This window comes from Salipiger abyssi, assembly GCF_017311415.1.
Taxonomy (GTDB): Bacteria; Pseudomonadota; Alphaproteobacteria; order Rhodobacterales; family Rhodobacteraceae; genus Salipiger; species Salipiger abyssi_A.
The window spans coordinates 63,809-86,439 of the sequence record NZ_JAEKIS010000005.1 but is presented as its reverse complement, the minus strand read 5'-3'; the positions used below and the strand labels follow the sequence as shown (position 1 = coordinate 86,439).

At 68.0% G+C, this 22,631-nt stretch carries 27 protein-coding genes; 20 read left to right on the top strand and 7 right to left on the bottom strand.

All coding sequences use genetic code 11. The features are described 5' to 3' along the window. Positions 1 to 61: 61 nt before the first annotated feature. The 3 genes from phnE (I6N89_RS08670) to I6N89_RS08660 are packed head-to-tail and all read left to right on the top strand — an operon-like array spanning position 62 to position 2,837. Entirely contained in the window at positions 62 to 922 is an 861-nt protein-coding gene (gene phnE, locus I6N89_RS08670; RefSeq protein WP_207017920.1) for a phosphonate ABC transporter, permease protein PhnE, read from the top strand. Beyond that, entirely contained in the window at positions 922 to 2,226 is a 1,305-nt protein-coding gene (gene phnE / locus I6N89_RS08665; RefSeq protein WP_207017918.1) for a phosphonate ABC transporter, permease protein PhnE, read from the top strand. The genes phnE (I6N89_RS08670) and phnE (I6N89_RS08665) overlap by 1 nt, the downstream gene beginning before the upstream one ends. Continuing rightward, positions 2,226 to 2,837 (top strand): DapH/DapD/GlmU-related protein, encoded by a 612-nt coding sequence (locus I6N89_RS08660; RefSeq protein WP_207017915.1) that lies wholly within the window; start codon positions 2,226 to 2,228, stop codon positions 2,835 to 2,837. Before phnE (I6N89_RS08665) ends, I6N89_RS08660 begins: the two co-directional genes overlap by 1 nt. A gap of 402 nt (positions 2,838 to 3,239) precedes the next feature. Here I6N89_RS08660 and I6N89_RS08655 read toward each other — a convergent pair whose 3' ends face one another. Further along, a complete protein-coding gene (locus I6N89_RS08655) occupies positions 3,240 to 4,421 on the bottom strand; it encodes an alpha-D-ribose 1-methylphosphonate 5-triphosphate diphosphatase (RefSeq protein WP_207017914.1) in 1,182 nt (393 codons plus the stop codon). Positions 4,422 to 4,489: 68 nt separating this feature from the next. Further along, positions 4,490 to 5,209 carry a phosphonate metabolism transcriptional regulator PhnF gene (gene phnF / locus I6N89_RS08650; RefSeq protein ID WP_207017913.1) on the bottom strand — a complete coding sequence of 240 codons (720 nt, stop codon included), beginning with the start codon at positions 5,207 to 5,209 and terminating at the stop codon, positions 4,490 to 4,492. A gap of 153 nt (positions 5,210 to 5,362) precedes the next feature. Here phnF and phnG point away from each other — a divergent pair, with 153 nt between their 5' ends. From phnG to phnN, 8 genes are all read left to right on the top strand, one after another. Next, positions 5,363 to 5,818 (top strand): phosphonate C-P lyase system protein PhnG, encoded by a 456-nt coding sequence (gene phnG, locus I6N89_RS08645; RefSeq protein WP_419247619.1) that lies wholly within the window; start codon positions 5,363 to 5,365, stop codon positions 5,816 to 5,818. Beyond that, entirely contained in the window at positions 5,818 to 6,387 is a 570-nt protein-coding gene (gene phnH / locus I6N89_RS08640) for a phosphonate C-P lyase system protein PhnH (RefSeq protein WP_207017912.1), read from the top strand. The genes phnG and phnH overlap by 1 nt, the downstream gene beginning before the upstream one ends. Beyond that, complete coding sequence (locus I6N89_RS08635) at positions 6,387 to 7,472, top strand: carbon-phosphorus lyase complex subunit PhnI (protein ID WP_207017911.1); 1,086 nt, start codon at positions 6,387 to 6,389, stop codon at positions 7,470 to 7,472. Before phnH ends, I6N89_RS08635 begins: the two co-directional genes overlap by 1 nt. A gap of 161 nt (positions 7,473 to 7,633) precedes the next feature. After that, complete coding sequence (locus I6N89_RS08630) at positions 7,634 to 7,975, top strand: DUF559 domain-containing protein (RefSeq protein ID WP_207017910.1); 342 nt, start codon at positions 7,634 to 7,636, stop codon at positions 7,973 to 7,975. Further along, on the top strand, positions 7,968 to 8,846 hold the full coding sequence (locus tag I6N89_RS08625; RefSeq protein ID WP_207017909.1) for an alpha-D-ribose 1-methylphosphonate 5-phosphate C-P-lyase PhnJ: 879 nt from the start codon (positions 7,968 to 7,970) through the stop codon (positions 8,844 to 8,846). The genes I6N89_RS08630 and I6N89_RS08625 overlap by 8 nt, the downstream gene beginning before the upstream one ends. Beyond that, positions 8,843 to 9,613: a phosphonate C-P lyase system protein PhnK gene (gene phnK / locus I6N89_RS08620; RefSeq protein ID WP_207017908.1), complete on the top strand. Its 771-nt coding sequence runs from the start codon at positions 8,843 to 8,845 to the stop codon at positions 9,611 to 9,613. Before I6N89_RS08625 ends, phnK begins: the two co-directional genes overlap by 4 nt. 65 nt (positions 9,614 to 9,678) lie before the next feature. Next, positions 9,679 to 10,362 carry a phosphonate C-P lyase system protein PhnL gene (gene phnL / locus I6N89_RS08615; RefSeq protein ID WP_207017907.1) on the top strand — a complete coding sequence of 228 codons (684 nt, stop codon included), beginning with the start codon at positions 9,679 to 9,681 and terminating at the stop codon, positions 10,360 to 10,362. Beyond that, complete coding sequence (phnN, locus tag I6N89_RS08610) at positions 10,359 to 10,901, top strand: phosphonate metabolism protein/1,5-bisphosphokinase (PRPP-forming) PhnN (protein ID WP_207017906.1); 543 nt, start codon at positions 10,359 to 10,361, stop codon at positions 10,899 to 10,901. Before phnL ends, phnN begins: the two co-directional genes overlap by 4 nt. Here the strand turns inward: phnN and I6N89_RS08605 are convergent. Continuing rightward, positions 10,883 to 11,578 carry a DUF1045 domain-containing protein gene (locus I6N89_RS08605; protein ID WP_207017905.1) on the bottom strand — a complete coding sequence of 232 codons (696 nt, stop codon included), beginning with the start codon at positions 11,576 to 11,578 and terminating at the stop codon, positions 10,883 to 10,885. The two genes, phnN and I6N89_RS08605, sit on opposite strands and share 19 nt — an antisense overlap. A 44-nt stretch (positions 11,579 to 11,622) precedes the next feature. Here I6N89_RS08605 and I6N89_RS08600 point away from each other — a divergent pair, with 44 nt between their 5' ends. Beyond that, positions 11,623 to 12,792 (top strand): alpha-D-ribose 1-methylphosphonate 5-triphosphate diphosphatase, encoded by a 1,170-nt coding sequence (locus I6N89_RS08600; protein ID WP_207017903.1) that lies wholly within the window; start codon positions 11,623 to 11,625, stop codon positions 12,790 to 12,792. A gap of 8 nt (positions 12,793 to 12,800) precedes the next feature. Here the strand turns inward: I6N89_RS08600 and I6N89_RS08595 are convergent, their stop codons facing one another. Continuing rightward, complete coding sequence (locus tag I6N89_RS08595) at positions 12,801 to 13,679, bottom strand: LysR family transcriptional regulator ArgP (RefSeq protein ID WP_207017900.1); 879 nt, start codon at positions 13,677 to 13,679, stop codon at positions 12,801 to 12,803. A 102-nt stretch (positions 13,680 to 13,781) separates the two neighbouring features. Here I6N89_RS08595 and I6N89_RS08590 point away from each other — a divergent pair, with 102 nt between their 5' ends. The 7 genes from I6N89_RS08590 to I6N89_RS08560 all read left to right on the top strand — a co-directional run bounded on the left by I6N89_RS08590 (position 13,782) and on the right by I6N89_RS08560 (position 19,081). After that, entirely contained in the window at positions 13,782 to 14,375 is a 594-nt protein-coding gene (locus tag I6N89_RS08590; protein WP_207017898.1) for a LysE/ArgO family amino acid transporter, read from the top strand. A gap of 62 nt (positions 14,376 to 14,437) precedes the next feature. Continuing rightward, positions 14,438 to 15,337 carry a DMT family transporter gene (locus tag I6N89_RS08585; RefSeq protein ID WP_236016513.1) on the top strand — a complete coding sequence of 300 codons (900 nt, stop codon included), beginning with the start codon at positions 14,438 to 14,440 and terminating at the stop codon, positions 15,335 to 15,337. Positions 15,338 to 15,459: 122 nt separating this feature from the next. Beyond that, on the top strand, positions 15,460 to 15,657 hold the full coding sequence (locus I6N89_RS08580) for a hypothetical protein (protein WP_076706045.1): 198 nt from the start codon (positions 15,460 to 15,462) through the stop codon (positions 15,655 to 15,657). A gap of 98 nt (positions 15,658 to 15,755) precedes the next feature. Further along, entirely contained in the window at positions 15,756 to 16,322 is a 567-nt protein-coding gene (betI, locus tag I6N89_RS08575) for a transcriptional regulator BetI (RefSeq protein WP_207017894.1), read from the top strand. Next, positions 16,319 to 17,977, top strand: a complete 1,659-nt coding sequence (gene betA, locus I6N89_RS08570) for a choline dehydrogenase (RefSeq protein ID WP_207017892.1) — start codon at positions 16,319 to 16,321, stop codon at positions 17,975 to 17,977. Before betI ends, betA begins: the two co-directional genes overlap by 4 nt. A gap of 84 nt (positions 17,978 to 18,061) precedes the next feature. Continuing rightward, on the top strand, positions 18,062 to 18,733 hold the full coding sequence (locus I6N89_RS08565) for a thermonuclease family protein (RefSeq protein WP_207017890.1): 672 nt from the start codon (positions 18,062 to 18,064) through the stop codon (positions 18,731 to 18,733). Positions 18,734 to 18,832: 99 nt separating this feature from the next. After that, the gene (locus tag I6N89_RS08560) at positions 18,833 to 19,081 is read left to right on the top strand and encodes a YdcH family protein (protein WP_207017888.1); all 249 of its coding nucleotides are present in this window, start codon (positions 18,833 to 18,835) and stop codon (positions 19,079 to 19,081) included. A 40-nt stretch (positions 19,082 to 19,121) separates the two neighbouring features. On the opposite strand, the gene I6N89_RS08555 is transcribed toward I6N89_RS08560, so the two are convergent. Next, positions 19,122 to 19,637, bottom strand: a complete 516-nt coding sequence (locus tag I6N89_RS08555; RefSeq protein ID WP_207017887.1) for a glutathione peroxidase — start codon at positions 19,635 to 19,637, stop codon at positions 19,122 to 19,124. A gap of 102 nt (positions 19,638 to 19,739) precedes the next feature. Here I6N89_RS08555 and I6N89_RS08550 point away from each other — a divergent pair, with 102 nt between their 5' ends. Then, positions 19,740 to 20,009, top strand: coding sequence for a DksA/TraR family C4-type zinc finger protein (locus I6N89_RS08550; protein WP_207017886.1), 270 nt, complete (start codon positions 19,740 to 19,742; stop codon positions 20,007 to 20,009). 283 nt (positions 20,010 to 20,292) lie between these two features. Here the strand turns inward: I6N89_RS08550 and I6N89_RS08545 are convergent, their stop codons facing one another. After that, the gene (locus I6N89_RS08545; protein ID WP_207017885.1) at positions 20,293 to 20,691 is read right to left on the bottom strand and encodes a hypothetical protein; all 399 of its coding nucleotides are present in this window, start codon (positions 20,689 to 20,691) and stop codon (positions 20,293 to 20,295) included. After that, a complete protein-coding gene (locus tag I6N89_RS08540; RefSeq protein ID WP_207017884.1) occupies positions 20,688 to 22,517 on the bottom strand; it encodes a M3 family oligoendopeptidase in 1,830 nt (609 codons plus the stop codon). Before I6N89_RS08540 ends, I6N89_RS08545 begins: the two co-directional genes overlap by 4 nt. Positions 22,518 to 22,631 lie beyond the last annotated feature (114 nt).

The following is a 22,631-nucleotide window of genomic DNA, read 5'->3' as shown; positions in this document are numbered from 1 at the left end:
GACCCGCGCCCCGGACCCCGATCCGGGGCCTCCCGCCTCTCCCACGCTTGACGAGCCACTCATGACCCACGCCGACCCTACATTCGACACGCGCGCCCATTACATGGCGCTGATGGCCCGCAAGCGGCTTTACGGCGGGCTGGTTCTGGCGGTCTTTGTGGCGCTCATGGCCTCCGGCTTTATGCTGGCCGACGAGCGCAACGCCGGCGGCTTCTGGCGCGGGCTGCCGCATGTGTTCGACTTTCCCGCCGATGTCATCGCCGACACCGCGCCGAAGCTCGACCAGTTGCCGGGCCATCTCGTCACCTATTTCCCGGCGCTGGTGGAGACCGTCAATATCGCCGCCGTCTCGACCCTCATCGGCGCTGTGCTGGCCATGGCGCTGTCGCTGCTTTCCACGCGGGGCCTTGCCCGTTGGCCACGGCTCATTCCGCTGTTTCGCCGGAGCATGGACATCATGCGCGCGGTGCCCGAGATCGTCATCGCGCTGGTGCTGATTTTCATTCTCGGCGGCGGGCCGGTGCCCGCGATGATCGCCATCGCCTTTCACACCGCCGGCGCGCTGGGCAAGCTCTTCTCCGAGGTCAACGAGAACGCCGATCTGAAACCGGTCGAGGGGCTGCAATCGGTCGGCGCCACCTGGTTCCAGCGCATGTGGCTCGGCGTCGTGCCGCAGGTCTCGCCGAATTACTTCAGCTACGCGCTGCTGCGCTTCGAGATCAATATCCGCGCCTCCGCCATCCTCGGCTTCGTCGGCGCCGGCGGCATCGGTTACGAACTGAAGAATGCCATGTCCTGGGGGCAGGGCAAGTTCGACGAGGCGGCGGCGATCTTCATCCTGCTCTTCGCCACTATCGTGGTCTTCGACCAGCTCTCCTCGCATATCCGCAACGCCATGATCGCGAAGAAAGGGAGCCACTGATGGCCGACGCCGCGCTCTACGCCTCCGCCGACCGGCTCTTTGCTCGCAAGCGGCTGATCTCCTTCGGCCTGCCCGCGCTGGTGCTGGTCTATCTGGTCTATGTTTTCTTTGCCTTCGACATTCCGGGCCTCGCCGAACGCGCCCGCATGGACAATGCCCGCGCGCTGGTCTCGGATGCCTACAGCTACAAGACCCATGTCACGCAGGACAACCGCTCCGGCGCGCTGACCGTGGCCATCGAGGGCGAGCGCAAGGGCACCTATGCGCCGGGCACCGAGCCCGACTGGGTGACGCCGGACGCCGCGGGCACCCGTGTCGATCTGGGCGAGGGACATGTGGTGGTCTTCGATCCAGCAGGCGGGTTCACCTATGATGTGCCGGGCTTCGGCCCAATCGTGGCGCATATGGACGGGCGGACGGTCACGTCGAACCTGCCCGAAGCGCTGCCGGACTGGATTTCCGCCTCGCGCACGCGGCTCCAGGTGCAGACCGAGGCGGGGCGCGTGTCGCTCACCCGCAACAAGACCGAGCTGTTCCGCTATTTCCCCGGCTGGGAGCTGTTTTTCTTCACGCTGGACAGCCCCTATCACGGCCACGGGCTGGGTGAGATCCTGCTGGGTGACCGTCTCGACGCGTCGCGGTCGAACATCGCGGGCGCCTGGCACGATTTCTGGCAGAACAATATGTGGCGCCACGCCGATGTCGCCTGGGCGCTGTTCGAGACGATCCTTATGGCCTTCCTCGGCACCTTCGGCGCGGCCATCGTGGCGCTGCCGCTGGCGTTCCTGTCGGCCAAGAACTTTGCGCCGCTGGTGGCGCTGCGCTTTGGCGTGCGGCGGGTGTTCGACTTCCTGCGCGGGGTGGATGGGCTGATCTGGACCATCGTGCTCAGCCGCGCCTTCGGGCCAGGGCCGCTCACCGGGTCGCTGGCGATCCTGCTGACCGACACGGGCACCTTCGGCAAGCTCTTTTCCGAGGCGCTGGAGAATGTCGACGGCAAGCAGATCGAAGGCGTGTCCTCGACCGGTGCCAGGCCCTTGCAGAGCTACCGTTTCGGGGTGATCCCGCAGATCACGCCGGTGCTGATCTCGCAGCTCTTCTATTACCTCGAATCCAACACCCGCTCCGCCACGATCATCGGCGCGATCACCGGCGGCGGTATCGGGTTGCTGCTGACCCAGGCGATGATCACCCAGAAGGACTGGGAAGAGGTGAGCTATTACATCGTTCTGGTGGTGCTCATGGTGATGGCGATGGACAGCCTTTCGGGCTGGCTGCGTCGCAAGCTGATCTCGGGGTCGTGATGGCGCGGCTCGGGGATGCCCCTTTTTTCCACCCCGATTGCGAGCTGACGGGCTGCGTGTTCGGGCGCTTTGTCGAGATCGGGCGCGGCTCGCGGCTGTCGCATGTGGAGATGGGCGACTATTCCTATTGCGACCGCTATGCGGATATCGCCAACGCCTCGGTGGGAAAATTCGCCAATATCGCGAGCTTCTCCCGGATCGGGCCGACCGATCACCCGATGGGCCAGCCGTCGCTGCACCATTTCCTCTATCGTTCGGGCGATTACTGGGACGATGCAGAGCGCGATGAGGCGTTCTTTGCGCATCGCCTGTCGCGGCGGGCCTCTATCGGGCACGATACGTGGATCGGTCACGGCGCGGTGGTGCGGCCGGAGGTAACCATTGGAGATGGCGCCGTCGTGGGCGCGGGCGCCGTGGTGACGAAGGACGTCGCGCCATACATGATCGTCGTGGGCGTGCCGGCTGTACCGTTGCGCGAACGGTTTCCCGCAGCAGTGGCCGAGCGGCTTCTGGCGCTGGCCTGGTGGGAGTGGGACCACGCCACGTTGCGGGCTCGGCTGGACGATTTCCGGACGATGCCGGTGGAGGCGTTTCTCGAAAGGTATGAGTGAGGCGGGGCAAGGGGCGGTGGGCAAATTGCCCACCCTACGGCCACCCGGACCTATGCGAGCTGCGCCATCGCCAGGCCGTGGAACGGTGATGCGAGGGCAAGAATCTCTCGATTTATCCCGGCCAAATCCGAAGAACCTCAAAACGAAGCACCTACGTCACCAAATCGCCGGCCCGTCACGCCGAAAGTGTGCCGATTATAAACGGCGCACCTTTGGTGCGACGGGACGGGTCATGCCAGAGGCATGCCTCCGGCATGACGATGGCGCGCCTCCCGGCGTTTGCTGGCAAACGCCTGCCGGCAACACATCGCTTTGCGATGTGTGAGAGGCGACTTCGTCTTGTTCCGCGCCGATGCACTGCACATCCGTAGGGAGGGTGATCTGCCCACCGCACGCGCGCGCCTATTCCGCCGCCATTCGCGTGCTCTGCATGGCGCCAACCAGCCGTGACCCGGCCTCGCCCGCAAGATAGGCCAGCCGCCCGCCGCTCACCGTCGCCTCGATCTCGCGCGTGGCCTCGTTCACCACCACGAAATCCGCGCGCTTGCCGCGCTCCAGCGAGCCCCGGTCGGCGAGCCCCATGATCTCGGCGGGCACGCGGGAGATCATGTCCCAGGCCTGCGGCAGCGTGCGCAAACCGCGATCCACCAGCACCCAGGCCGCCTGCGCCAGGCAGGGGTAGTGATAATCCGACACCAGCGCGTCGCAGAGCCCGCGCGCCACCAGATGCGTGGCCGAGACATTGCCCGATTGCGAGCCGCCGCGCACCACATTGGGTGCGCCCATCAGCACCGGATCGTTGCAGGCGCGCGCCAGTTTCGCCGCTGCCGCCGTGATCGGAAACTCGGCGATGCGGGCGCCGATGATGCGGTAATATTCGCGGGTCTCGCCATCGGGATCGTCATGGCTGCCATAGCGCACCTCCATGGCGTCGAAGGCCTCGGCCAGCGCGCAGAGATGGCGCGGCACGTCGCGCCGCTGCTCCTCGGCCGCGCGCAGCACGGCGACGAACTCGTCGACGCTGCGCCCGCCGCGCTCGGCCCAGCCGGCGACCTTCAGCGGCGCGCTCTCCACCGCCGCCAGCGTTTCCGGCAGGTGGTTGTTGAAGATCACATAGCCGATGCCGTGCCGCCGGATCGCCGCCAGAAGACGCGCGCGGGTCTCGGGCATATGGGTCTCGCAGCGGATCTGGAGGCGCAGATCGGTGAGTGCGCGGGGCCGGTAGGCATCGAGCGCCGCCATCACGGCCTCGGCGAAATCCGGGCTGCGCATGCCGCCTTCCCAGCTCCAGCATTGCGCCAGCCAGGCGGTGGTCACCCCGTGCGCTGCCGCCTCGCGGTCGGTCGAGCGCAGCCCGGCCTCGATGGGAAAGGGGGCAGAGGGGCGCGGTGCGATATGGCGCTCGAAGGCGTCGCCATGCAGGTCGATGATGCCGGGCAGGATCAGATAGCCCGACATGTCCACCTCGGGCAGGGGGCCTTTGGTGATCAGGCCATCCGCAACCACCAGCGAGCGCTTTTGCAGCGCGCCGCCGCTGAGGATGGTGGCGCCGGTCAGGCGCAGGGGAGGAAGCAAGACCGTCATGCCCGTGTACCGCTCATTACTTTTCCACAGGATGTACCGGGGCTAGATGTCACCCGCATGACGATTGTTTACGAGGCGTCCTCCGGCGCGACGGTCAGCGCCACCCGGTCGCCGGCGAACCAGGTCAGCCCGTATTCCACCGGCTGCCCCTCCGGGTCGATATTGACGCTCTCGCTGCGCAGGAGCGGCGCGCCCTCGCGGGTGGCCAGATGCAGCGCCTGGGTGGGGCTCGCGGCCTCGGCGGTGAGCCGGGTGCGGGCGCGGGTGTAATCGGTCACGCCGTTGCGGCGCAGCGCCTCGGTCACCGAGGAGGTCTCGCGCAGCGTGTCGGCGAGGCCGGGCAGGCGCTCGGCGGGAAAGCAGCTGAAGAAATGCGCGATGGGGGCGCCTTCGGCGAGCGACAGCCCCTCGTAGACGATGACCGGCGCGCCCGGCGGCAGGGCGAGCGCCTCGGCCTCGGCTGTGTCGGCGGGTCGGGTCTCGACCCGCAGCACGCGCTTTTCCGGCAGCCGGCCGGTGGCGCGGATGTTGCGGTGAAAGCGCACGCGCGCGCCAATGGCGTAATCGAGCGGCGTTGCCGTCACGAACACGCCGGCGCCCCTGCGGCTGTGCACCAGCCCGCGCTCGGCGAGATCCGCGAGCGCCCGGCGGGCGGTGTGGCGGTTGACGCCGAAGCGCGCGGAAAGCTCCGCCTCGGTCGGCAGCTTGTCGCCGGCGCGGTACAGGGTGCGGGCGATCTCGCCCTCCAGCTCGGCGGCGATGGATTTCCAGATCGGGGTGCGGGGCATCTTTGCTCTGAGTGTGTTGCGCTGTCTCTGCTGGGCGCCTCTATCGGCGCTGTCATCGAAATTTCATGCGAGCCCGCTTGCGCTTTGATGTGAGTCGGGCCTATGATTTGTCTAGTTGTATAGAATCTTAGACAAATCGGCAAGGTTGTCCAGATGAGCATGACGGATGTCGGAAACGAGGCCCGCAAGGGCTGGATGGGGCTGCTGGCCCGGGCGCCGGCGTCACAGCTTGCGGCGCGGCTCGAGGGGCTCGGCGAGCTGCCGGGCTTTGACTGGCTGCGCGTGCCGGAAGTGGGCGGTGTCATGGTGCGGGGCCGCATGGGCGGCACCGGCGCGCCGTTCAATCTGGGCGAGATGACGGTGACGCGCTGCGCGCTGCGGCTGGAGAGCGGCGAGGTCGGGCACGCCTATGTGCAGGGCCGCGACAAGGCCCATGCGGAGCGCGCGGCGCTGGTCGATGCGCTGATGCAGGGCGACCGGGCCGAAGAGCTGCGCGCGGCGGTGCTGGCGCCGCTGGAGGCGGCGGAGGCCGAGACGCGCCGGGCGCGGGCGGCCAGGGCGGCGGCGACGAAGGTGGATTTCTTCACCATGGTGCGGGGGGAGGCGTGATGCGGGACGACGTGCTTTCCGGTGGGTTCGCCGAGGCGCCGGTCGAGGCGGCGCGCGCCTTTCGCGCCGCACTTGAGGCCATGGCACGGCCGGGAACCATTTACACGGTGAGCGGCGCAGCGGCGCCCGCGCCAGTCTCGGTGGCGGCCTCGGTGCTGCTGCTGACGCTCTGTGATCGCGAGACGCCGCTTTATCTAGCGCCGGGGCACGATGGCGCGGCGGTGCGCGACTGGGTGGCCTTCCATATCGGCGCGCCGCTGGTGGGGCCGGGCGAGGCGATGTTCGCGCTGGGCGGCTGGGAGGCGCTGAAGCCGCTCGACGCCTATCAGATCGGCACGCCGGACTATCCCGACCGCTCGGTGACGCTGATCGCCGAGCTGCCCGGGCTGGCGGCGGAGGGGGCGCGGCTGACCGGGCCGGGGATCCGCGAGGCGGCGTTTCTGTCGCTGCCCGAGACCCGTGCCTTCCATGCCAACCGGGCGCTGTTCCCGCTGGGCTGGGACTGTTTCCTTGCGGCGGGCGAGCGGATCGCGGCGCTGCCGCGCACAACCATTGTGGAGGCGCTCTGATGTATGTGGCGGTGAAAGGCGGCGAGCGGGCCATCGACGCGGCGCATGACTGGCTGGCCGAAGAGCGGCGCGGCGATCGGGCGGTGGCCGAGCTGGGGCTGGATCAGATTCGCGAGCAGATGAGCCTCGCGGTGAACCGGGTGATGGCCGAGGGCTCGCTTTACGATCCCGATCTGGCGGCGCTGGCGATCAAGCAGGCGCGGGGCGATCTGATCGAGGCGATCTTTCTGATCCGTGCCTATCGCACGACGCTGCCGCGCATCGGTGCGTCGCGTGCCGTCGACACCGGCGCCATGCGCTGCGACCGCCGCATCAGCGCGACCTTCAAGGACGCGCCGGGCGGGCAGGTGCTGGGGCCGACCTTCGACTACACCCACCGGTTGCTGGATTTCAAACTTGCGGCGGATGGAGAGTTGCCGGAGGCGCCGGAGAGCGCGCCTTCGGAGGCGCCGATGCCGCGGATCACCGAATTTCTGAACAAGGACGGGCTGATCCAGGACGAGGCGGTGAGCGAGGCGGTGCCGCCCGACATGACGCGGCAGCCGATGGACTACCCGGCCAACCGGGCGCTGCGCTTGCAGGCGCTGACGCGGGGCGACGAGGGGTTCGTGCTGGGCATGGCCTATTCCACCCAGCGCGGCTACGGGCGCAACCACCCGTTTGTCGGCGAGCTGCGCATCGGCGCGGTGGAGGTGGAGATGGAGGTGCCCGAGCTGGGCTTCGAGATCTGCATCGGCGAGGTGACCCTGACCGAATGCGAGACGGTGAACCAGTTTGCCGGCTCGAAAACCGAGCCGCCGCAATTCACCCGTGGCTACGGGCTGGTCTTCGGCCAGACCGAGCGCAAGGCGATCTCCATGGCGCTGGTCGACCGGGCGCTGCGCTGGCAGGAGCTGGGCGAGGACAATCTCGGCGCGCCGGCGCAGGACGAGGAATTCGTGCTGGCGCATGCGGACAATATCCAGGCGAGCGGCTTTCTCGAACATATCAAGCTGCCGCATTACGTGGATTTCCAGTCCGAGCTCGAACTGGTGCGCCGGATGCGGGCCGGCGCGACAGGCGCGATGCGGGAGGCGGCGGAATGACGTGCGTGTCGCTGTCCCCCTCCCCAGCCCTCCCCCGTGCCGGGGGAGGGAGCTTTGGAAACCCGGCGTTAACCTTGGTGCCGTCAGCCTGCTGTCGGGCCCTCCCCCGGATCGGGGGAGGGTTTGGGAGGGGGATGGAGAGCGGCAGCGGAGGCCGGGCCATGCGGCAGAGCTTTTTCCAGACCTATGACGCGCGGATCCTGCGGCAGGTGCCGACGCCGGCGGAGGCTTTGCTTTGGCAGGCGCTGCGCCGGCGGCAACTGGGCGGTGCGAAGTTCCGGCGCCAGGCGCCGGTGGGGCCGTGGCTGCTGCCGTTTGTCTGCGCAAAGAGGCGGCTGGCGGTGGCGCTTTACGACAGCGCCACCCTGCGCACCGAGGCGCAGGAGATGCATACCGGGCTGCGGGCGCGCGGCTGGCGCGTGCTGTGGCTGGCCGAAGACGCGGTCTGTGCCGATCTCGCGGGCGCGCTGACAACCATCGAAGAGGCGCTGAACGATGACTGAGACAGCCTATAATTTCGCCTATCTCGACGAGCAGACCAAGCGGATGATCCGCCGTGCGATCCTCAAGGGCGTGGCGATCCCCGGCTATCAGGTGCCCTTTGCCAGCCGCGAGATGCCCATGCCCTATGGCTGGGGCACCGGCGGCGTGCAGGTCACCGCCGCCTGCCTGACCCCTGCGGACACGCTCAAGGTCATCGACCAGGGCGCCGACGACACCACAAACGCCGTCTCGATCCGCAAGTTCTTTCAGCGCACCGCGCAGGTGGCGGTGACCGAACATACTGAGGAGGCCAGCCTCATCCAGACCCGCCACCGCATCCCCGAGACGCCGCTCGCCGAAGGGCAGATCCTCGTCTATCAGGTGCCGATCCCCGAGCCGCTGCGCTTTCTCGAACCGCGCGAGACCGAGACCCGCAAGATGCACGCGCTCGAGGAATACGGGCTCATGCATGTGAAACTCTACGAGGACATCGCCCATAACGGCGAGATCTCCACCGCCTATGCCTATCCGGTCCAGGTGGAGGGGCGCTACGTGATGGACCCGTCGCCGATCCCGAAATTCGACAACCCGCGGCTGGAAAGCGCCGCGGTCCAGCTTTTCGGCGCCGGGCGCGAACAGCGGATATATGCGATCCCGCCCTATACGCAGGTCGTGAGCCTCGATTTCGAGGATTACCCGTTTGAGGCCAGTAAGGCCGATCACCCCTGCGATCTCTGCGGCTGCGCGACGAGCTATCTTGACGAGGTGATCGTGGACGACGCAGGCGGGCGGATGTTCGTCTGCTCGGACACGGATTTCTGCTCTACGCGGCGGGCCGAAGGGCATCGCGGGCGGCTTTCGGGCGAGGATTTGGCGGAGGAACTGGCATGACACCGCTGTTGCAGGTGAAGGGCGTTACCAAACGCTATGGCGCGCGGCTGGGCTGCGGCGATGTGAGTTTCGATCTCTGGCCCGGCGAGGTGATGGGGATCGTGGGCGAGAGCGGCTCGGGCAAATCGACCCTGCTGAGCTGCCTTGCCGGGCATCTGAGCCCCGATGCGGGCGAGGTGATCTTCGACACCCGCGCCGAGGGGCCGCGCGATGTGCTGACCATGTCGGAACCGGCGCGGCGGATGCTGGGGCGCACCGACTGGGCCTTTGTGCATCAGAACCCGCGCGACGGGCTGCGCATGGGGGTGAGTGCCGGGGCCAATGTGGGCGAGCGGCTGATGGCGGTGGGCGCCCGGCATTACGGTCAGATCCGCGAGCAGGCGGTTGACTGGCTGGGCCGGGTGGAGATCGCCGCCGACCGGGTGGACGACCGCCCGCGCGCCTTTTCCGGTGGCATGCAACAGCGCTTGCAGATCGCGCGCAATCTGGTGACCGGCCCGAGGCTTGTGTTCATGGACGAGCCCACCGGCGGGCTTGATGTCTCGGTGCAGGCGCGGCTGCTGGATCTTCTGCGCGGGCTGGTGCGCGAGATGGGGCTGAGCGCCATCATTGTCACCCACGATCTGGCGGTGGTGCGGCTGCTTGCCGACCGGCTGATGGTGATGAAGGGCGGCCATGTGGTCGAGACCGGGCTCACCGATCAGGTGCTGGACGATCCGCAGCACGGTTATACGCAATTGCTTGTATCGAGCGTGTTGCAGGTCTGAATGGGGCGTTGCCCCTCGCGCGCCGGGGCGCGCTCCCCCGCGTATTTTGCAAAGAGAAGAAGATCATGATCGAGCTGAGCGATGTGTCGAAGAGCTTTGTCCTGCACAATCAGGGCGATGCGGTGATCCCGGTGATGGCGGGGGCGGCGCTCTCGGTGGCGCCGGGGGAATGCGTGGCGCTGGTGGGCAATTCCGGCGCGGGCAAATCCACGCTGATGCGGATGATCTATGGCAATTACCTGGCCGGCGGCGGGGCGATCCGGGTGGGCGATGTGGACGTCGCCCGGGCCGAGCCGCGCGAGATCCTGAGGATGCGGCGCGAGGTGCTGGGCTATGTCAGCCAGTTCCTGCGCGTGGTGCCACGGGTGCCGACGCTCGATGTGGTGGCCGAGCCGGTGCTGGCGGCGGGCGGCTCACATGCTGAGGCAGAGGCACGCGCCCGGGATCTGCTGGCGCGGCTCAATGTGCCGGAGCGGCTCTGGACGCTGTCGCCAACGACCTTTTCAGGCGGCGAGCAGCAGCGGGTGAACATCGCGCGCGGCTTTGCGCATCTGTTTCCGGCGATGCTGCTCGACGAGCCAACGGCCAGCCTCGACGCCACCAACCGCGCGGTGGTGCTGGCGCTGATCGCGGAGGCCAAGGCGCGCGGCGCCGCCATCGTGGGGATCTTTCACGATGCCGAGGCGCGGGCGCAGGTTTGCGACCGCGAGGTGGATGTGAGCGGCTTTGCACCGGCGCAGGCGGCATGACGGGGCGGTTTTACGCGGTGGTCGGGCCTTCGGGTGCCGGCAAGGACACGCTGATGGAAGCGGCGGCGGCGCGGTTGCCCGGGCTGCATCTGGCGCGGCGCGTGATCACGCGCCCGGCCAACGCCGGCGGCGAGGATTTCGACGGCGTGAGCGAGGCCGAATTCGACGCGCGGCTGGCGGCGGGGGATTTCGCGCTGCACTGGGCCGCGCATGGGCTGCGCTACGGGGTGCCGGCCACGGTCGACACGGTGCTGGCGCAGGGGCACCCGGTGCTCTGCAACCTGTCGCGCGCGGTCCTGCCGCAGGCGATGGCGCGGTTTCCCGGCATGGCGGCGCTGCATGTCACCGCGCGACCGGAGGTTCTGGCGGAGCGGCTTGCCGACCGGGGGCGCGAGACGGTCGAGGACATCGCCCGCAGGCTGGCGCGTCAGGGCGCGGCGCTGCCCGAAGGGCTGGCGGTGCATGAGATCGACAATTCCGGCGCGCTCGACGAGGCCGTGACGCGGCTCCTTGCGCTGCTTCAGCCGGCGAGGACGTAGCGGTGCAGGATGTGGAACCGCCCGTCCGGTGCCTCGCCAAAGAGCACCAGCGCGCCGACCCGGAAGGGGCGAGGCAGCAGCGGCGCCAGCACCGGCTCCAGGGCCTCGGCGGTTTGCGTGGCATCCTCGGCGGAGAGCCGGCCCGACAGGGTGAGGTGGAAGCGGAACTCCTCCATCACATACGGATAGCCCCAGCGCGCGAGGTTGTCTTCCTGCGCGGGCGAGAGCCGCGCCTTGCGGCGGCGCTCCAGCTCGGCCTCGGTGGGCGGGGCGCGGTGCGTGTCGAGTGCGCGCACCGTCTCGGCGGCGAGCGCGGCGAGGGCCGTGGTGTCGCCCTCGGGCGTCAGCGCGAGGAACGAGCCGAGCCGCGACAGGGTCAGCCCCGGCATCTCGGCGGGGGCAAGCCGGGCGGCGAGCGCGGCCAGATCGGCCTCCAGCGCGGCGCGGCTGCCGGTGAGGCGGAAGGGCGGCTTCAGCGTGCCGTGAAAGCCGTATTTGCGCGGCGTGGCGGTGATCTCGGCCACCGGGCGCGGCAGGCCGGGCAGCTCGGGATGGGCGCGGAGCGTACCGGTTGCGGCATCCCAGCCGAGCCAGCTTGCGCAGAACTCGGCAAAGGGCCCGGGCTCGGGCGCGTAGTAGATCGCGAAACGGGAATAATCGGTCATGGGCGCGGACATAAGCGTCTCATGTCACGGAATGATGACGGAGCAAAGGGCAGGACATGGGTGAGATGAGTATGGGCCACATCCAGGCAACGGGCGAGCTGGCGCTGGCCAATGCGCGGATCGTGCTGGAGCGCGAGGTGATCCGGGGCAGCGTGCTGATCCGCGACGGGCGGATCGCGGCGGTGGAGCAGGGCGCAGCGCCGGCGGGGGCTGTGGATTGCGAGGGCGATCTGATCATTCCCGGCCTGATCGAGCTGCACACCGACAATCTCGAACGCCATATCCGGCCGCGCCCCAAGGTCGACTGGCCGCATGCGGCGGCGATCCTGGCGCATGACGGCGAGCTGGCCTCTGTGGGCATCACCACGGTGTTCGACGCGATGCGCGCGGGCTCGGTTGTCGAGGCGCGCACCGATTACCGCAAATACGCCCGCGCGCTGGCCAGCGAACTGATGCAGGCGCGGGCGAAAGGCATGCTGAGGATCAGCCATTTCCTGCACCTGCGCGCCGAGATCTGTTCGGAAACGCTGCTCGACGAGCTGGCGGAGTTCGGCGAGGCCGACCGGGTGGGCATCCTGTCGATCATGGATCACACGCCGGGGCAGCGGCAGTTCCGCGATCTTACGAAGCTGAAGGATTATGTCTGCGGCAAGCACGGGTTGTCGGAGAGCGAATTCGCCGACCATGTGGCGCATCAGAAGTCGCTGCGCGCGCGGCTGGGCGCCGCGCATGAGGCGGGTGCTGTGGCGGCGGCAAAGCGGCTGGGCGCGGTGCTGGCCAGCCATGACGACACAACCGCCGAGCATGTGGCGGTGAGCGCAGGCCATGGCATTCGCCTGGCGGAGTTTCCCACCACGGTGGAGGCGGCGCAGGCCTGTCACGATCATGGCATCGCGGTGATGATGGGCGCGCCGAACCTGATCCGGGGCGGCTCGCATTCCGGCAATGTGGCGGCGGCGGAACTGGCCGGGAAGGGGCTGCTCGACATCCTGTCCTCGGACTATGTGCCCTCGGCGCTGATGACGGCGGCGTTCCAGCTCGCCGATCTCTGGGGCGATCTGCCGCGCGCGATTGCCACGGTCACGGCCACGCCGGCGCGGGCCACCGGGCTCGACGATCGGGGCGTGATCGCCGAGGGGCTTTTCGCCGATCTGGTGCGCGTCGCGCATCTCGACGGCGTGCCGGTCATTCGCGGCGTCTGGAGCCACGGGCGTCAGGTGGGCTGAGCCGGTTTTTATTCCGGCGGGACCAGCGCCTTCGCCGCCGCCGCCCGCACCGCGCGGGTGAGCGGCGTCAGCGCGCCGGCCACCAGCCGGTTGACCTGCCAGTAAAGCGCAACCTCGCGCGGATGGCCCGGCAACAGCGCCACCAGTTCGCCACGGGCAAGGGGTTCGGAGACCAGCGCCTCCGGGTTCAGCCCCCAGCCAAGCCCGAGCCGCGCTGCCTCGACAAAGCCCTGTGAGGAGGGCAGGCGGTGCACAGGCGGAGACAGCGCCTGTCCGGTCACCTCGCGCAGCCAATCGTGCTGAAGCGAATCCTTGGCGTTGAATTGCAGCATGGGCGCGGAGGCGAGCGTTGCCGCATCGGCGCCGTCGGGGAAATGCCGCGCCATGTACTCCGGCGAACAGGTCGCGATATAGCGCAGCCAGCCGAGAGGGAGGCTGTCGCAGCCCTGCACCGGGCGCGCATGGGCAGTGATCGCCGCCGAGACCTCGCCCCGGCGCAGCCAGTCGGCGGAATGCGACTCGTCGTCGAGCGCGATATCGAAGAGCATCTCCTGCCCGGCGAGGGCCGGCAGGAACCAGACCGCGAGACTGTCGGCATTGACCGCGAGCCGCAGCCGGGCCGGGGTGCCGGGCAGCGCCAGATCGCGTGCCAGCGCCGCGTCGAGCAGCGCGATGTCCGAAGCGTGCCGCGCCAGCCGCGCCCCGGCGGGCGTTGCCGTGCAGGGGCTGCCGCGCTGGATCAGCGCGGTGCCGATCCGGTCCTCCAGCGCCTTGATCCGCTGCGACACCGCCGAGGGCGTCACATGCAGCGCACGCGCCGCCGCCTCGAAGGCGCCGAGACGCAGGACCGCGTCGAGCGCGGCAAGCTGAGCGGGGTCGAATGACATTAGAAAATCTTAACAGAGTAGAAATTCTTTAACTAGGGTATTTCGGCTGCCTCGTGCTAGGCCGCCCCTCGCAAGAGCAAATACAAAAGGCAGGGCAGGGACATGCAGGCGGCAATATCGGGATTTGCGCTGGGGCTTTCGCTGATCCTGGCCATCGGCGCGCAGAACGCCTTTGTGCTGCGGCAGGGGCTGTCCGGTGCGCATGTCTTTGCGGTCTGCCTGCTCTGCGCGCTCTCGGACGCGGTGCTGATCGCCGCCGGGGTCGCGGGGTTCGGCTCGCTCACCGCCGCGCTGCCGGGGCTGGAGGCGGCGATGCGCTGGCTCGGTGCGGGCTTCCTGCTCTGGTACGGCGCGCGCACGCTCTATTCCGCCTGGCGCGGCGGCGAGAGCCTGCGCGCCGGGGTCGCCGCCGGCGGCCTGCGTGCGGCGCTACTGACCTGCCTGGCGCTGACCTGGCTCAACCCGCATGTCTATCTCGACACGGTGGTGCTTTTGGGCGCGGTCTCGGCGCAGTACGACAACCGCACGGGCTTTGCGCTGGGCGCCATGAGCGCCTCGGTCGTGTTCTTCTTTACCCTCGGTTACGGTGCCCGGGCGCTGGCGCCGGTCTTTGCCCGACCCGCTGCCTGGCGGGCCCTCGATCTGGGGATCGGGCTGACCATGTGGGCCATCGCGGCGAAGCTGATCACGGGCTAAGACGTGGCGGCGGCGGCGCTTTCGCCTTGCGCTGCGCCGGAGGTACGCTAACAGTCATCTACATGACCACCGCCGTATCGACCCCCGTCCGGGGGATTTTCTGGATGATCGTGACGGGACTCTGCTTCGTCACCGTCACGGCCCTCGTGAAGACGCTGGGCGGGCGCGTCCCCGCCGCCGAGTCGGCTTTCCTGCGCTACCTTCTTGGGCTGATCTTTCTCGTGCCGGCCTGGCGCAGCCTGCGCGAGCTGCGGCTGACACGGCGACAGATGAAGCTGACGGCGCTGCGCGGGGCGGTGCATACGCTGGGGGTGATCTGCTGGTTTTTCGCCATGACCCGCATCCCCATCGCCGAGGTCACGGCGATGAACTATCTCACGCCGGTCTATGTCACGATCCTCGCCGTGTTTTTCCTAGGTGAGCGGCTGGCGGTGCGGCGCATCATGGCCATCGTCGCGGCGCTGGGCGGTGCGCTGCTGATCCTGCGACCGGGGTTCCGCGAGCTGGATCCCGGGCATTTCGCGATGCTGACCACGGCCTTCATGTTCTCGATCTCCTACCTGATCGCCAAGATCGTCTCGGGCGAGATGAGCGCGACCATCGTTGTCGCGCTGCTCTCGGTGGCGGTGACCATCGGGCTTTTGCCCTTTGCGCTGGCAGTCTGGGTCACCCCCTCGCTGACCGATCTGGCGATCCTCTTCGGTGTCGCCTGCTTCGCCACCGGCGGGCATTATTCCATGACGCTTGCCTTCGCCGCGGCGCCGGTGACGGTGACGCAGCCGGTCACCTTCCTGCAACTGGTCTGGTCGGTGTTGCTCGGGGCGGTGTTCTTCGCCGAACCGGTCGATATCTGGGTGGTCGCGGGCGGTTCAGTGATCATGGGCGCGGTGCTGTTCATCACCTGGCGCGAGGCGGTGCTGAAGCGGCGCATCTCGCCTGCGGGGCCGGAAACTCAGGCGTGAAAGGTGCCGGAAACGATCCGTTTCCAATTCCAGAAAAATCCACATCCGTTGCCAAGTTTCGCCTTATTTCACCGCGAAAGTCGAAGCCGACGTAAGGTCAATTCTGGTCAATGGAGAGTATGATGTTTGCAGATAACAAGCTGACCGAAGATATGAACGAAGTCCGCGATTTCCTTCTGAACGAGCGCGCCAAGGTGCTGTCGGATACCGAATGGCGGTTCCGGATGCGCGGCTACGGCTACAACCTGCGCCGCACCGATGGCGGCATGGAAGTGGCCCGCCTGCCGCAGAACCGGGTGCTCGGCACGCTGGAGCTGTAAGCGCCCGCATGCGCCGAACAGGTGCCAAGATTTTTATTGATTGATGAATCAATCAACGTGATCTAGCCTTTCCGCGATGTGTTTTCGCGGAGGGGCCTATGCCCAGAATGGGACAGGAGCCGAAGCGCCGCGCGGCGCTGCTGGCGGCGACGGTGGAAGAGGTGGGCCGCGCGGGCTCGCTCGATGTGACCGTCGGACAGATCGCGCGCCGCGCCGGGATGTCGCCGGCGCTGGCGCATCACTATTTCGGCGGCAAGGCGGATATCTTTCTCGCCGCCATGCGCCAGATCCTCAGCGATTACGGCGCCGAGGTGCGTGCCGCGCTGAAGGCTGCCCCAGAGGGGCAGCGGCTCGACGCGCTGATCGCGGCCAATTTCTCCGAGAGCTGCTTCGCACCGGCCACCGTTTCGGCCTGGCTGAACTTCTATGTGCTGGCCCGTCGTGACGCGCAGGCGGCGCGGCTGCTGCGCATCTATCAGGCGCGGCTGCATTCCAATCTCGTGCATGCGCTGCGGCCCCGCGCCGCCGATCCGCAGCTTGCCGCGCGCCGGATCGCGGCGCTGATCGACGGGGTCTATCTGCGCGCCGCACTCTCGGGCGACGGCGTGGCGGGCGCTGCGGCGGAGGTGATCGCCGCCGCCCATGCGCTGGCGGATGCGGTGTGAGCGGGCAGGCCGAATATGTCATTGTCGGCGCCGGCTCGGCGGGCTGCGCGCTGGCTTACCGGCTGGCAGAAGCCGGGCGGTCGGTCATCGTCGTGGAGTTCGGCGGCAGCGATACGGGGCCGTTCATCCAGATGCCGGGCGCGCTCTCCTATCCGATGAACATGCCGCGCTATGACTGGGGCTTTGTGTCCGAGCCCGAGCCACATCTGGGCGGGCGGGTGCTGGCGGTGCCGCGCGGCAAGGTGCTGGGCGGGTCGTCCTCGATCAATGGCATGGTCTATGTGCGCGGCCATGCCTGCGATTACGATCACTGGCGCGAGGCCGGCGCCAGCGGCTGGGGTTATGCGGATGTGCTGCCCTATTTCAGGCGGATGGAGCATTGGCACGATGGCGGCCATGGCGGCGATCCGGGCTGGCGCGGCCGCTCCGGCCCGCTGCATGTGACGCGCGGCGGCCGGCGCAACCCGCTGGTGCGCGCCTTTGTCGAGGCCGGACGGCAGGCGGGTTACCCGGTGACCGGCGATTACAACGGCGCGCAGCAGGAGGGCTTTGGCGCCTTCGACATGACGGTCTGGCGCGGGCGGCGTTGGTCGGCGGCGAACGCCTATCTGCGTCCGGCGCAGCGGCTGGGCGCGCGGGTGCTGCGCGGTCTGGCGACGCGGGTGGTGATCGAGGAGGGCCGCGCCACCGGGGTGGAGATCGCCACGCCGCGCGGCGCGCGCCTGATCCGGGCGACGCGCGAGGTGATCCTTGCCGCCTCCTCGATCAATACGCCGAAGCTGCTGATGCTTTCGGGGGTCGGGCCGGGCGCGCAGCTTGCCGGGCACGGCCTGCCGGTGCTGGCCGATCGCGCCGGGGTGGGGCAGAACCTTCAGGATCACATGGAGATCTATCTCCAGATGGCGGCGCGGCTGCCGGTGAGCCTCTACCGTCACTGGAACCCGCTGGGCAAGGCGCTGGTCGGCGCGCAATGGCTGCTGACGCGGCGTGGCCCGGGCGCCTCGAACCAGTTCGAGAGCGCGGGCTTCATCCGCTCGCGCGCCGGGGTGGCCTATCCCGATATCCAGTTCCATTTCCTGCCGCTGGCGGTGCGCTACGACGGCAGGGCCGCTGCCGAGGGGCACGGGTTTCAGGCCCATGTCGGGCCGATGCGCTCGCCCTCGCGCGGTTCGGTCACCCTGCGCTCTGCCGATCCCGCCACCCCGCCGCGCATCCGCTTCAACTACATGAGCCACGCGCAGGACTGGGAGGATTTCCGCGCCTGCATCCGGCTCACCCGCGAGATCTTTGCGCAGGAGGCCTTTGCCCCTTTTGCCGGGCACGAGATCCAGCCCGGGGCCGGCGTGCAGAGCGAGGACGAGATGGACGATTTCCTGCGCGCCCATGTGGAGAGCGCCTATCACCCCTGCGGCACCTGCCGGATGGGGCGGGCGGAGGATCCCGGCGCTGTGGTCGATCCGGAGGCGCGGGTGATCGGGGTCGAGCGGCTGCGCGTCGCCGACAGCTCGGTCTTTCCGCGCATTCCCAATGGCAATCTCAACGCGCCCTCGATCATGGTGGGCGAGAAGGTGGCCGATCACCTGCTCGGGCGCCGTCTGCCACCGGAGAACGCCATGCCCTGGATGCATCCCGACTGGCAGAGCGCGCAGCGCTGAGGGCGCCGGCTGCGGCGATATGGCGTTAAGCTCTTTCGACAAATCGTCTTGAAAACCCCGCCCGGGGCGCAGAGATCATGGGCTATGTTAAGACTTTGTTCAGCCCTTGTTCTGCTGCTCGGCCTCGCGGTCACGGCAGAGGCCGGCCCGTCGGGGCGGTTGCATGTGATCGACGGCGACACGCTCGATGTGGGCGGCACGCGGGTGCGTCTGCACGGGATTGATGCGCCGGAGGCCGAACAGATGTGCGGCGGCGACGGTGTGCCGATGTGGGGCTGCGGCGCCTGGGTGAGCGGCGAGGTCCGCGCGCGCTATGACGGGCGCCGGGCGCGCTGTGAGACGCTAGACACCGACCGCTACGGGCGCGCAGTGGCGCGCTGCACGGTCGGCGGCAAGGATATGGGGCGCAGCCTGGTGCAGGCGGGGCTGGCCTTTGCCTATCGGCAATATTCCATGGATTACGATCTCGACGAAAAGCGCGCGGCGGTGCAGGGGCGCGGCCTGCATGGCGCGGGCGTGCAGTCTCCGGCGGCGTTCCGCGCGGCGGCGCGCGAGGGGGCGGCGGCGGTCAATGCCGCCACGGCGCCACAGGGCTGTGTGATCAAGGGCAATATCTCGCGCGACGGCAAGCGCATCTACCATATCCCCGGACAGACATACTACGAGGCAACGCGTATCAATCCTGCGCGGGGCGAACGCTGGTTCTGCTCCGAGGCGGAGGCGCGCGCGGCGGGCTGGCGCAGGGCGAAACGCTGAGCGGAAAGTCGTGGCGGTTTGATCCCGGTCAAGGTGACGCCCGGGTCTGCGTGCAAGCCTGTGATCCGGCGTAACGGACCACACAGGAGGAGACGCAATATGTCCCACGTACCGCATGAGCTTGCCGACGAATTTCCGGACCATGCCGCGCGCATCTCGGCGCTGAAACAGAGCGACAAGCACTTCGCGCATCTCATGGAGAAATATCACGAAATCAACCGCGAGGTGCATCGGGCAGAGACCAATCTGGTGCCGATGGACGAGCTTGCGGAAAACGATCTGCGCAAGCGTCGCGCGGCGCTGAAGGACGAGCTCTACGCGATCCTGAGTGCCGAGCCCGCCGCCTGAGCAGGGCATGCGTCCGGCGCCTTTCCCGGGCGCCGGAGGTTTACTCCAGCAGCGCTTCGATCCGGGTGACGATGGGCTCTGAGAGCGGGCGCGTGGTGGCGCCCCAGCCCTCGACGAAACCGCCATCCGGCCCGATCAGCGCCTTGTTGAAATTCCACCCCGGCTCGAAGCCCTGCGCCGCGAGCCAGCGATAGAGCGGATGCGCGGCCTCGCCGGTGACGCGGGTGATCGTGGTCATCGGCAGATCGAGGGCGAAATTCAGCTCGCAGAACGCCTTGACCTCTTCCTCGCTGCCGAGCTCCTGGCGGAAATCGTCCGAAGGCACCGCCAGCACCACAAGCCCGCGGTCGCGATAGCGGTCGTAGAGCGCCTGCAACCCGTCATATTGCGGGGTGAAACCGCAGCGCGAGGCGGTGTTGACCACCAGCACCGGCCGCCCTTTCCAGCGGTCGAGCGAGAGCGTGCCGCCGTCGATGCTGTCGAAGGTAAAGCTTTGCGCGGCGAGCGCGGGCAGGGCGAGGGTGAGGGCGGCGAGCGTGGCGAGGATGCGGATCATGGGCGGGCTCCTTTTGTCGGGAAATAGGGCGCGGTGGGCGAAATCAATGGCACTGGTCAGCGCGTCGCGGCGGGCGTATCCTGAGGGTTCAGGAGGTGTGCCATGGCCGGAGGCTGGAGCCGCGACGGAGCGGTAAGCGAACAGATCGAAGCGTCGATTTCCGACGAGCTGGAGCGCATGCGCGGGCGCCGCGCGCCGGTGGGCGAGAGCCTGACCGAATGCGCCGAATGCGGCGAGGAGATCCCCGAGAAGCGCCGCAGCGCGATTCCGGGGGTGAAGCTCTGCATCGACTGCCAGCAGGAGCGCGACGGGGCGTACCGGGCCCGCGGCGGGGTCAACCGGCGCGGCTCAAAGGATTCGCAGCTGAAGTGATCCGGCGGGGCGGGCGCGCGGCGCCCGCGCATGTCGTCTCACCCCCGGCCTGTGGCCGGGGGCTCGGGTGGGTGCCTTTGGGTGGTATTGCACCCGGGATGGCGGCGGTCCGATATGTTACGGGGAACGGGGAATTCTGCTGAGAGGCGTCTGAGGGGCAGGTCTGCCCTCAGAGCGCCTGTTCCAGTGTCGGGGCGAGTCTGCGAAGCCTCAAGGACACGCCGCGCGAGACGCGCGGTCGGCTGCGCCGATCCTTGACCCTTCGCAGACTCACCCAGGGGGATCAGATCCCCTGCGGCAGCATGAAGACGCGGCCGATGCGCGGATCGCTGGGATGGTGAAAGCAGCCGGGCGTGCCCTTCGGATCGAGCCGCGTGCAATCTGTGGCAAAGGCCGTATAGAGCGCCTCGAAGGCCGGGTCCGTGTCTGTGATCCGCTGCCAGCCCTGCGCTTCCATGTCTTTGGCAAGGCTTTTGAAATCCTTCCCGAAATTGTCCTCGGGCGGGTAGGGCGCGCCGAGGCCCAGCTCATAGACGAGACGCAGGGGTGCGAAGCATGCGCCGTCGAGCGTCATCTGATATGGCGCGTTTCGATGGCGCCTTGCGTAATCCTCGGGATGCAGCCGGCGCGCGGCCTCGACCGCGCACCAGCCTTTCAGCAATGCCCAGGAGGGGGCGTTCACCCCTCCATCGCCTCCAGCTCGTCGATGAAGCCCTCGATCATGCCGAGGCCCTTGTCCCAGAATTTCGGATCGCTCGCGTCGAGGCCGAAGGGCGCCAGCAACGCGCTGTGATGTTTCGAGCCGCCCGCCTTGAGCATGTCGAAATACTTGTCCTGGAAGCCTTCGGGATTCTCCTCGTAGACCGCGTAGAGCGCGTTCACCAGCCCGTCGCCGAAGGCATAGGCGTAGACATAGAAGGGCGAATGCACGAAATGCGGGATATAGGCCCAGAAGGTCTCGTAGCCCGGCATGAACTCGAAGACCGGGCCGAGGCTTTCCGCCTGGACCGACATCCACAGCGCGTTGATGTCGTCGGGGGTCAGCTCGCCGCCGCGCCGGGCCTCGTGCAGCTTGCATTCGAAATCGTAGAAGGCGATCTGCCGGACCACGGTGTTGATCATGTCCTCGACCTTGCCGGCGAGCATGACCTTGCGCTCCTTGGGATCGGTCGCCCTGTCGAGCATGGCGCGGAAGGTCAGCATCTCGCCGAAGACGCTGGCGGTCTCGGCCAGGGTCAGCGGGGTGGAGGCCAGCATCTCGCCCTGACCGGCGGCCAGCACCTGGTGCACGCCGTGGCCCAGCTCATGCGCCAGCGTCATCACGTCGCGCGGTTTGCCGAGATAGTTCAGCATGACGTAAGGATGCACCTCGGTCACCGTGGGGTGGGCAAAGGCGCCCGGGGCCTTGCCCGGCTTCACCGCCGCGTCGATCCAGCCCTTGGTGAAGAAGGGCTGCGCGATCTCGGCCATGCGCGGATCGAACCCGGCATAGGCCTCCATCACCGTCTTTTGCGCCTCGTCCCAGCCGACGATGCGGTCGCTCTCCATCGGCAGCGGCGCGTTGCGGTCCCAGACCTGCATCGTGTCGAGCCCCAGCCATTTCGCCTTGAGCGCGTAATAGCGATGCGACAGGCGCGGATAGGCGGCGACCACCGCGTCGCGCAGCGCCTCGACCACCTCGGGCTCCACATCGTTCGAAAGGTGTCGGCCCATCTGCGCCGAGGGCATGCCGCGCCAGCGGTCCATGATCTCCTTTTCCTTGGCCTGGGTGTTGTGGACCCGGGCGAAGGTGCGCAGGTTCTGCCCGAAGACCCGCGCCAGCTCGTGCGCGGCGGCCTCGCGCTTGGACCGGTCCTGCTCGGTCAGCAGGGTGAGGGTGGATTCGATCGACAGGGTCTCGCCATCGACGGTGAATTCCAGCCCCGCGATGGTCTCGTCGAAGAGCTTCATCCAGGCGTCGCCCACCACGCCCATATCGTGCAGGAAACGCTCCAGCTCGTCGGAAAGCTGATAGGGTTTCATCGCGCGGATGCGGTCGAAGGCGGGCTTGTAGCGCGCGAGATCGTCATCGGCGGCGAAGAGCGCGTCATAGGTCGCGTCCTCGATGGCGTTGAGCTCGAGCGTGAAGAAGACCAGCGGTGTGGTGTAGATCGTCACCTTTTCCTGAAGGTCGGAGAGGAACTTGGTGCGTTCCGCATCGGTGGATTGCTGGTAATAGCGCAGCCCGGCATAGGACATCAGCCGCCCGCCGATGGTCTCGATCTTTTCGTGACGCTGCACCATTTCGAGAAAGCCCGCCGCGTCGAGCCCGGCCATCTTGCCCTCGTAATCGCTGGCAAAGCGCGCGCAGGCATCTTCCAGCCAGTCGAGATCGCGTTTGAGCTCGGGCGCGTCGGGGGCGGCGTAGAGGTCGGTCAGGTCCCATTCCGGCAGATCGCCCAGGTCGCGGCCTCCGGCAGAGGCGTTGGCGTCGAAAAGCGGGCGGGAGGCGGGAAAGGCGGTCTGCATGGGATCCTCACATCTGTTTCCCCAAGACATAGGGGCGTGCCCGCCCGGATGGCAATGGCGCCGCGCGGATTTTGCACAAGGCGCCGGGGCGACGACCCGAGACTTTCGGCGCTG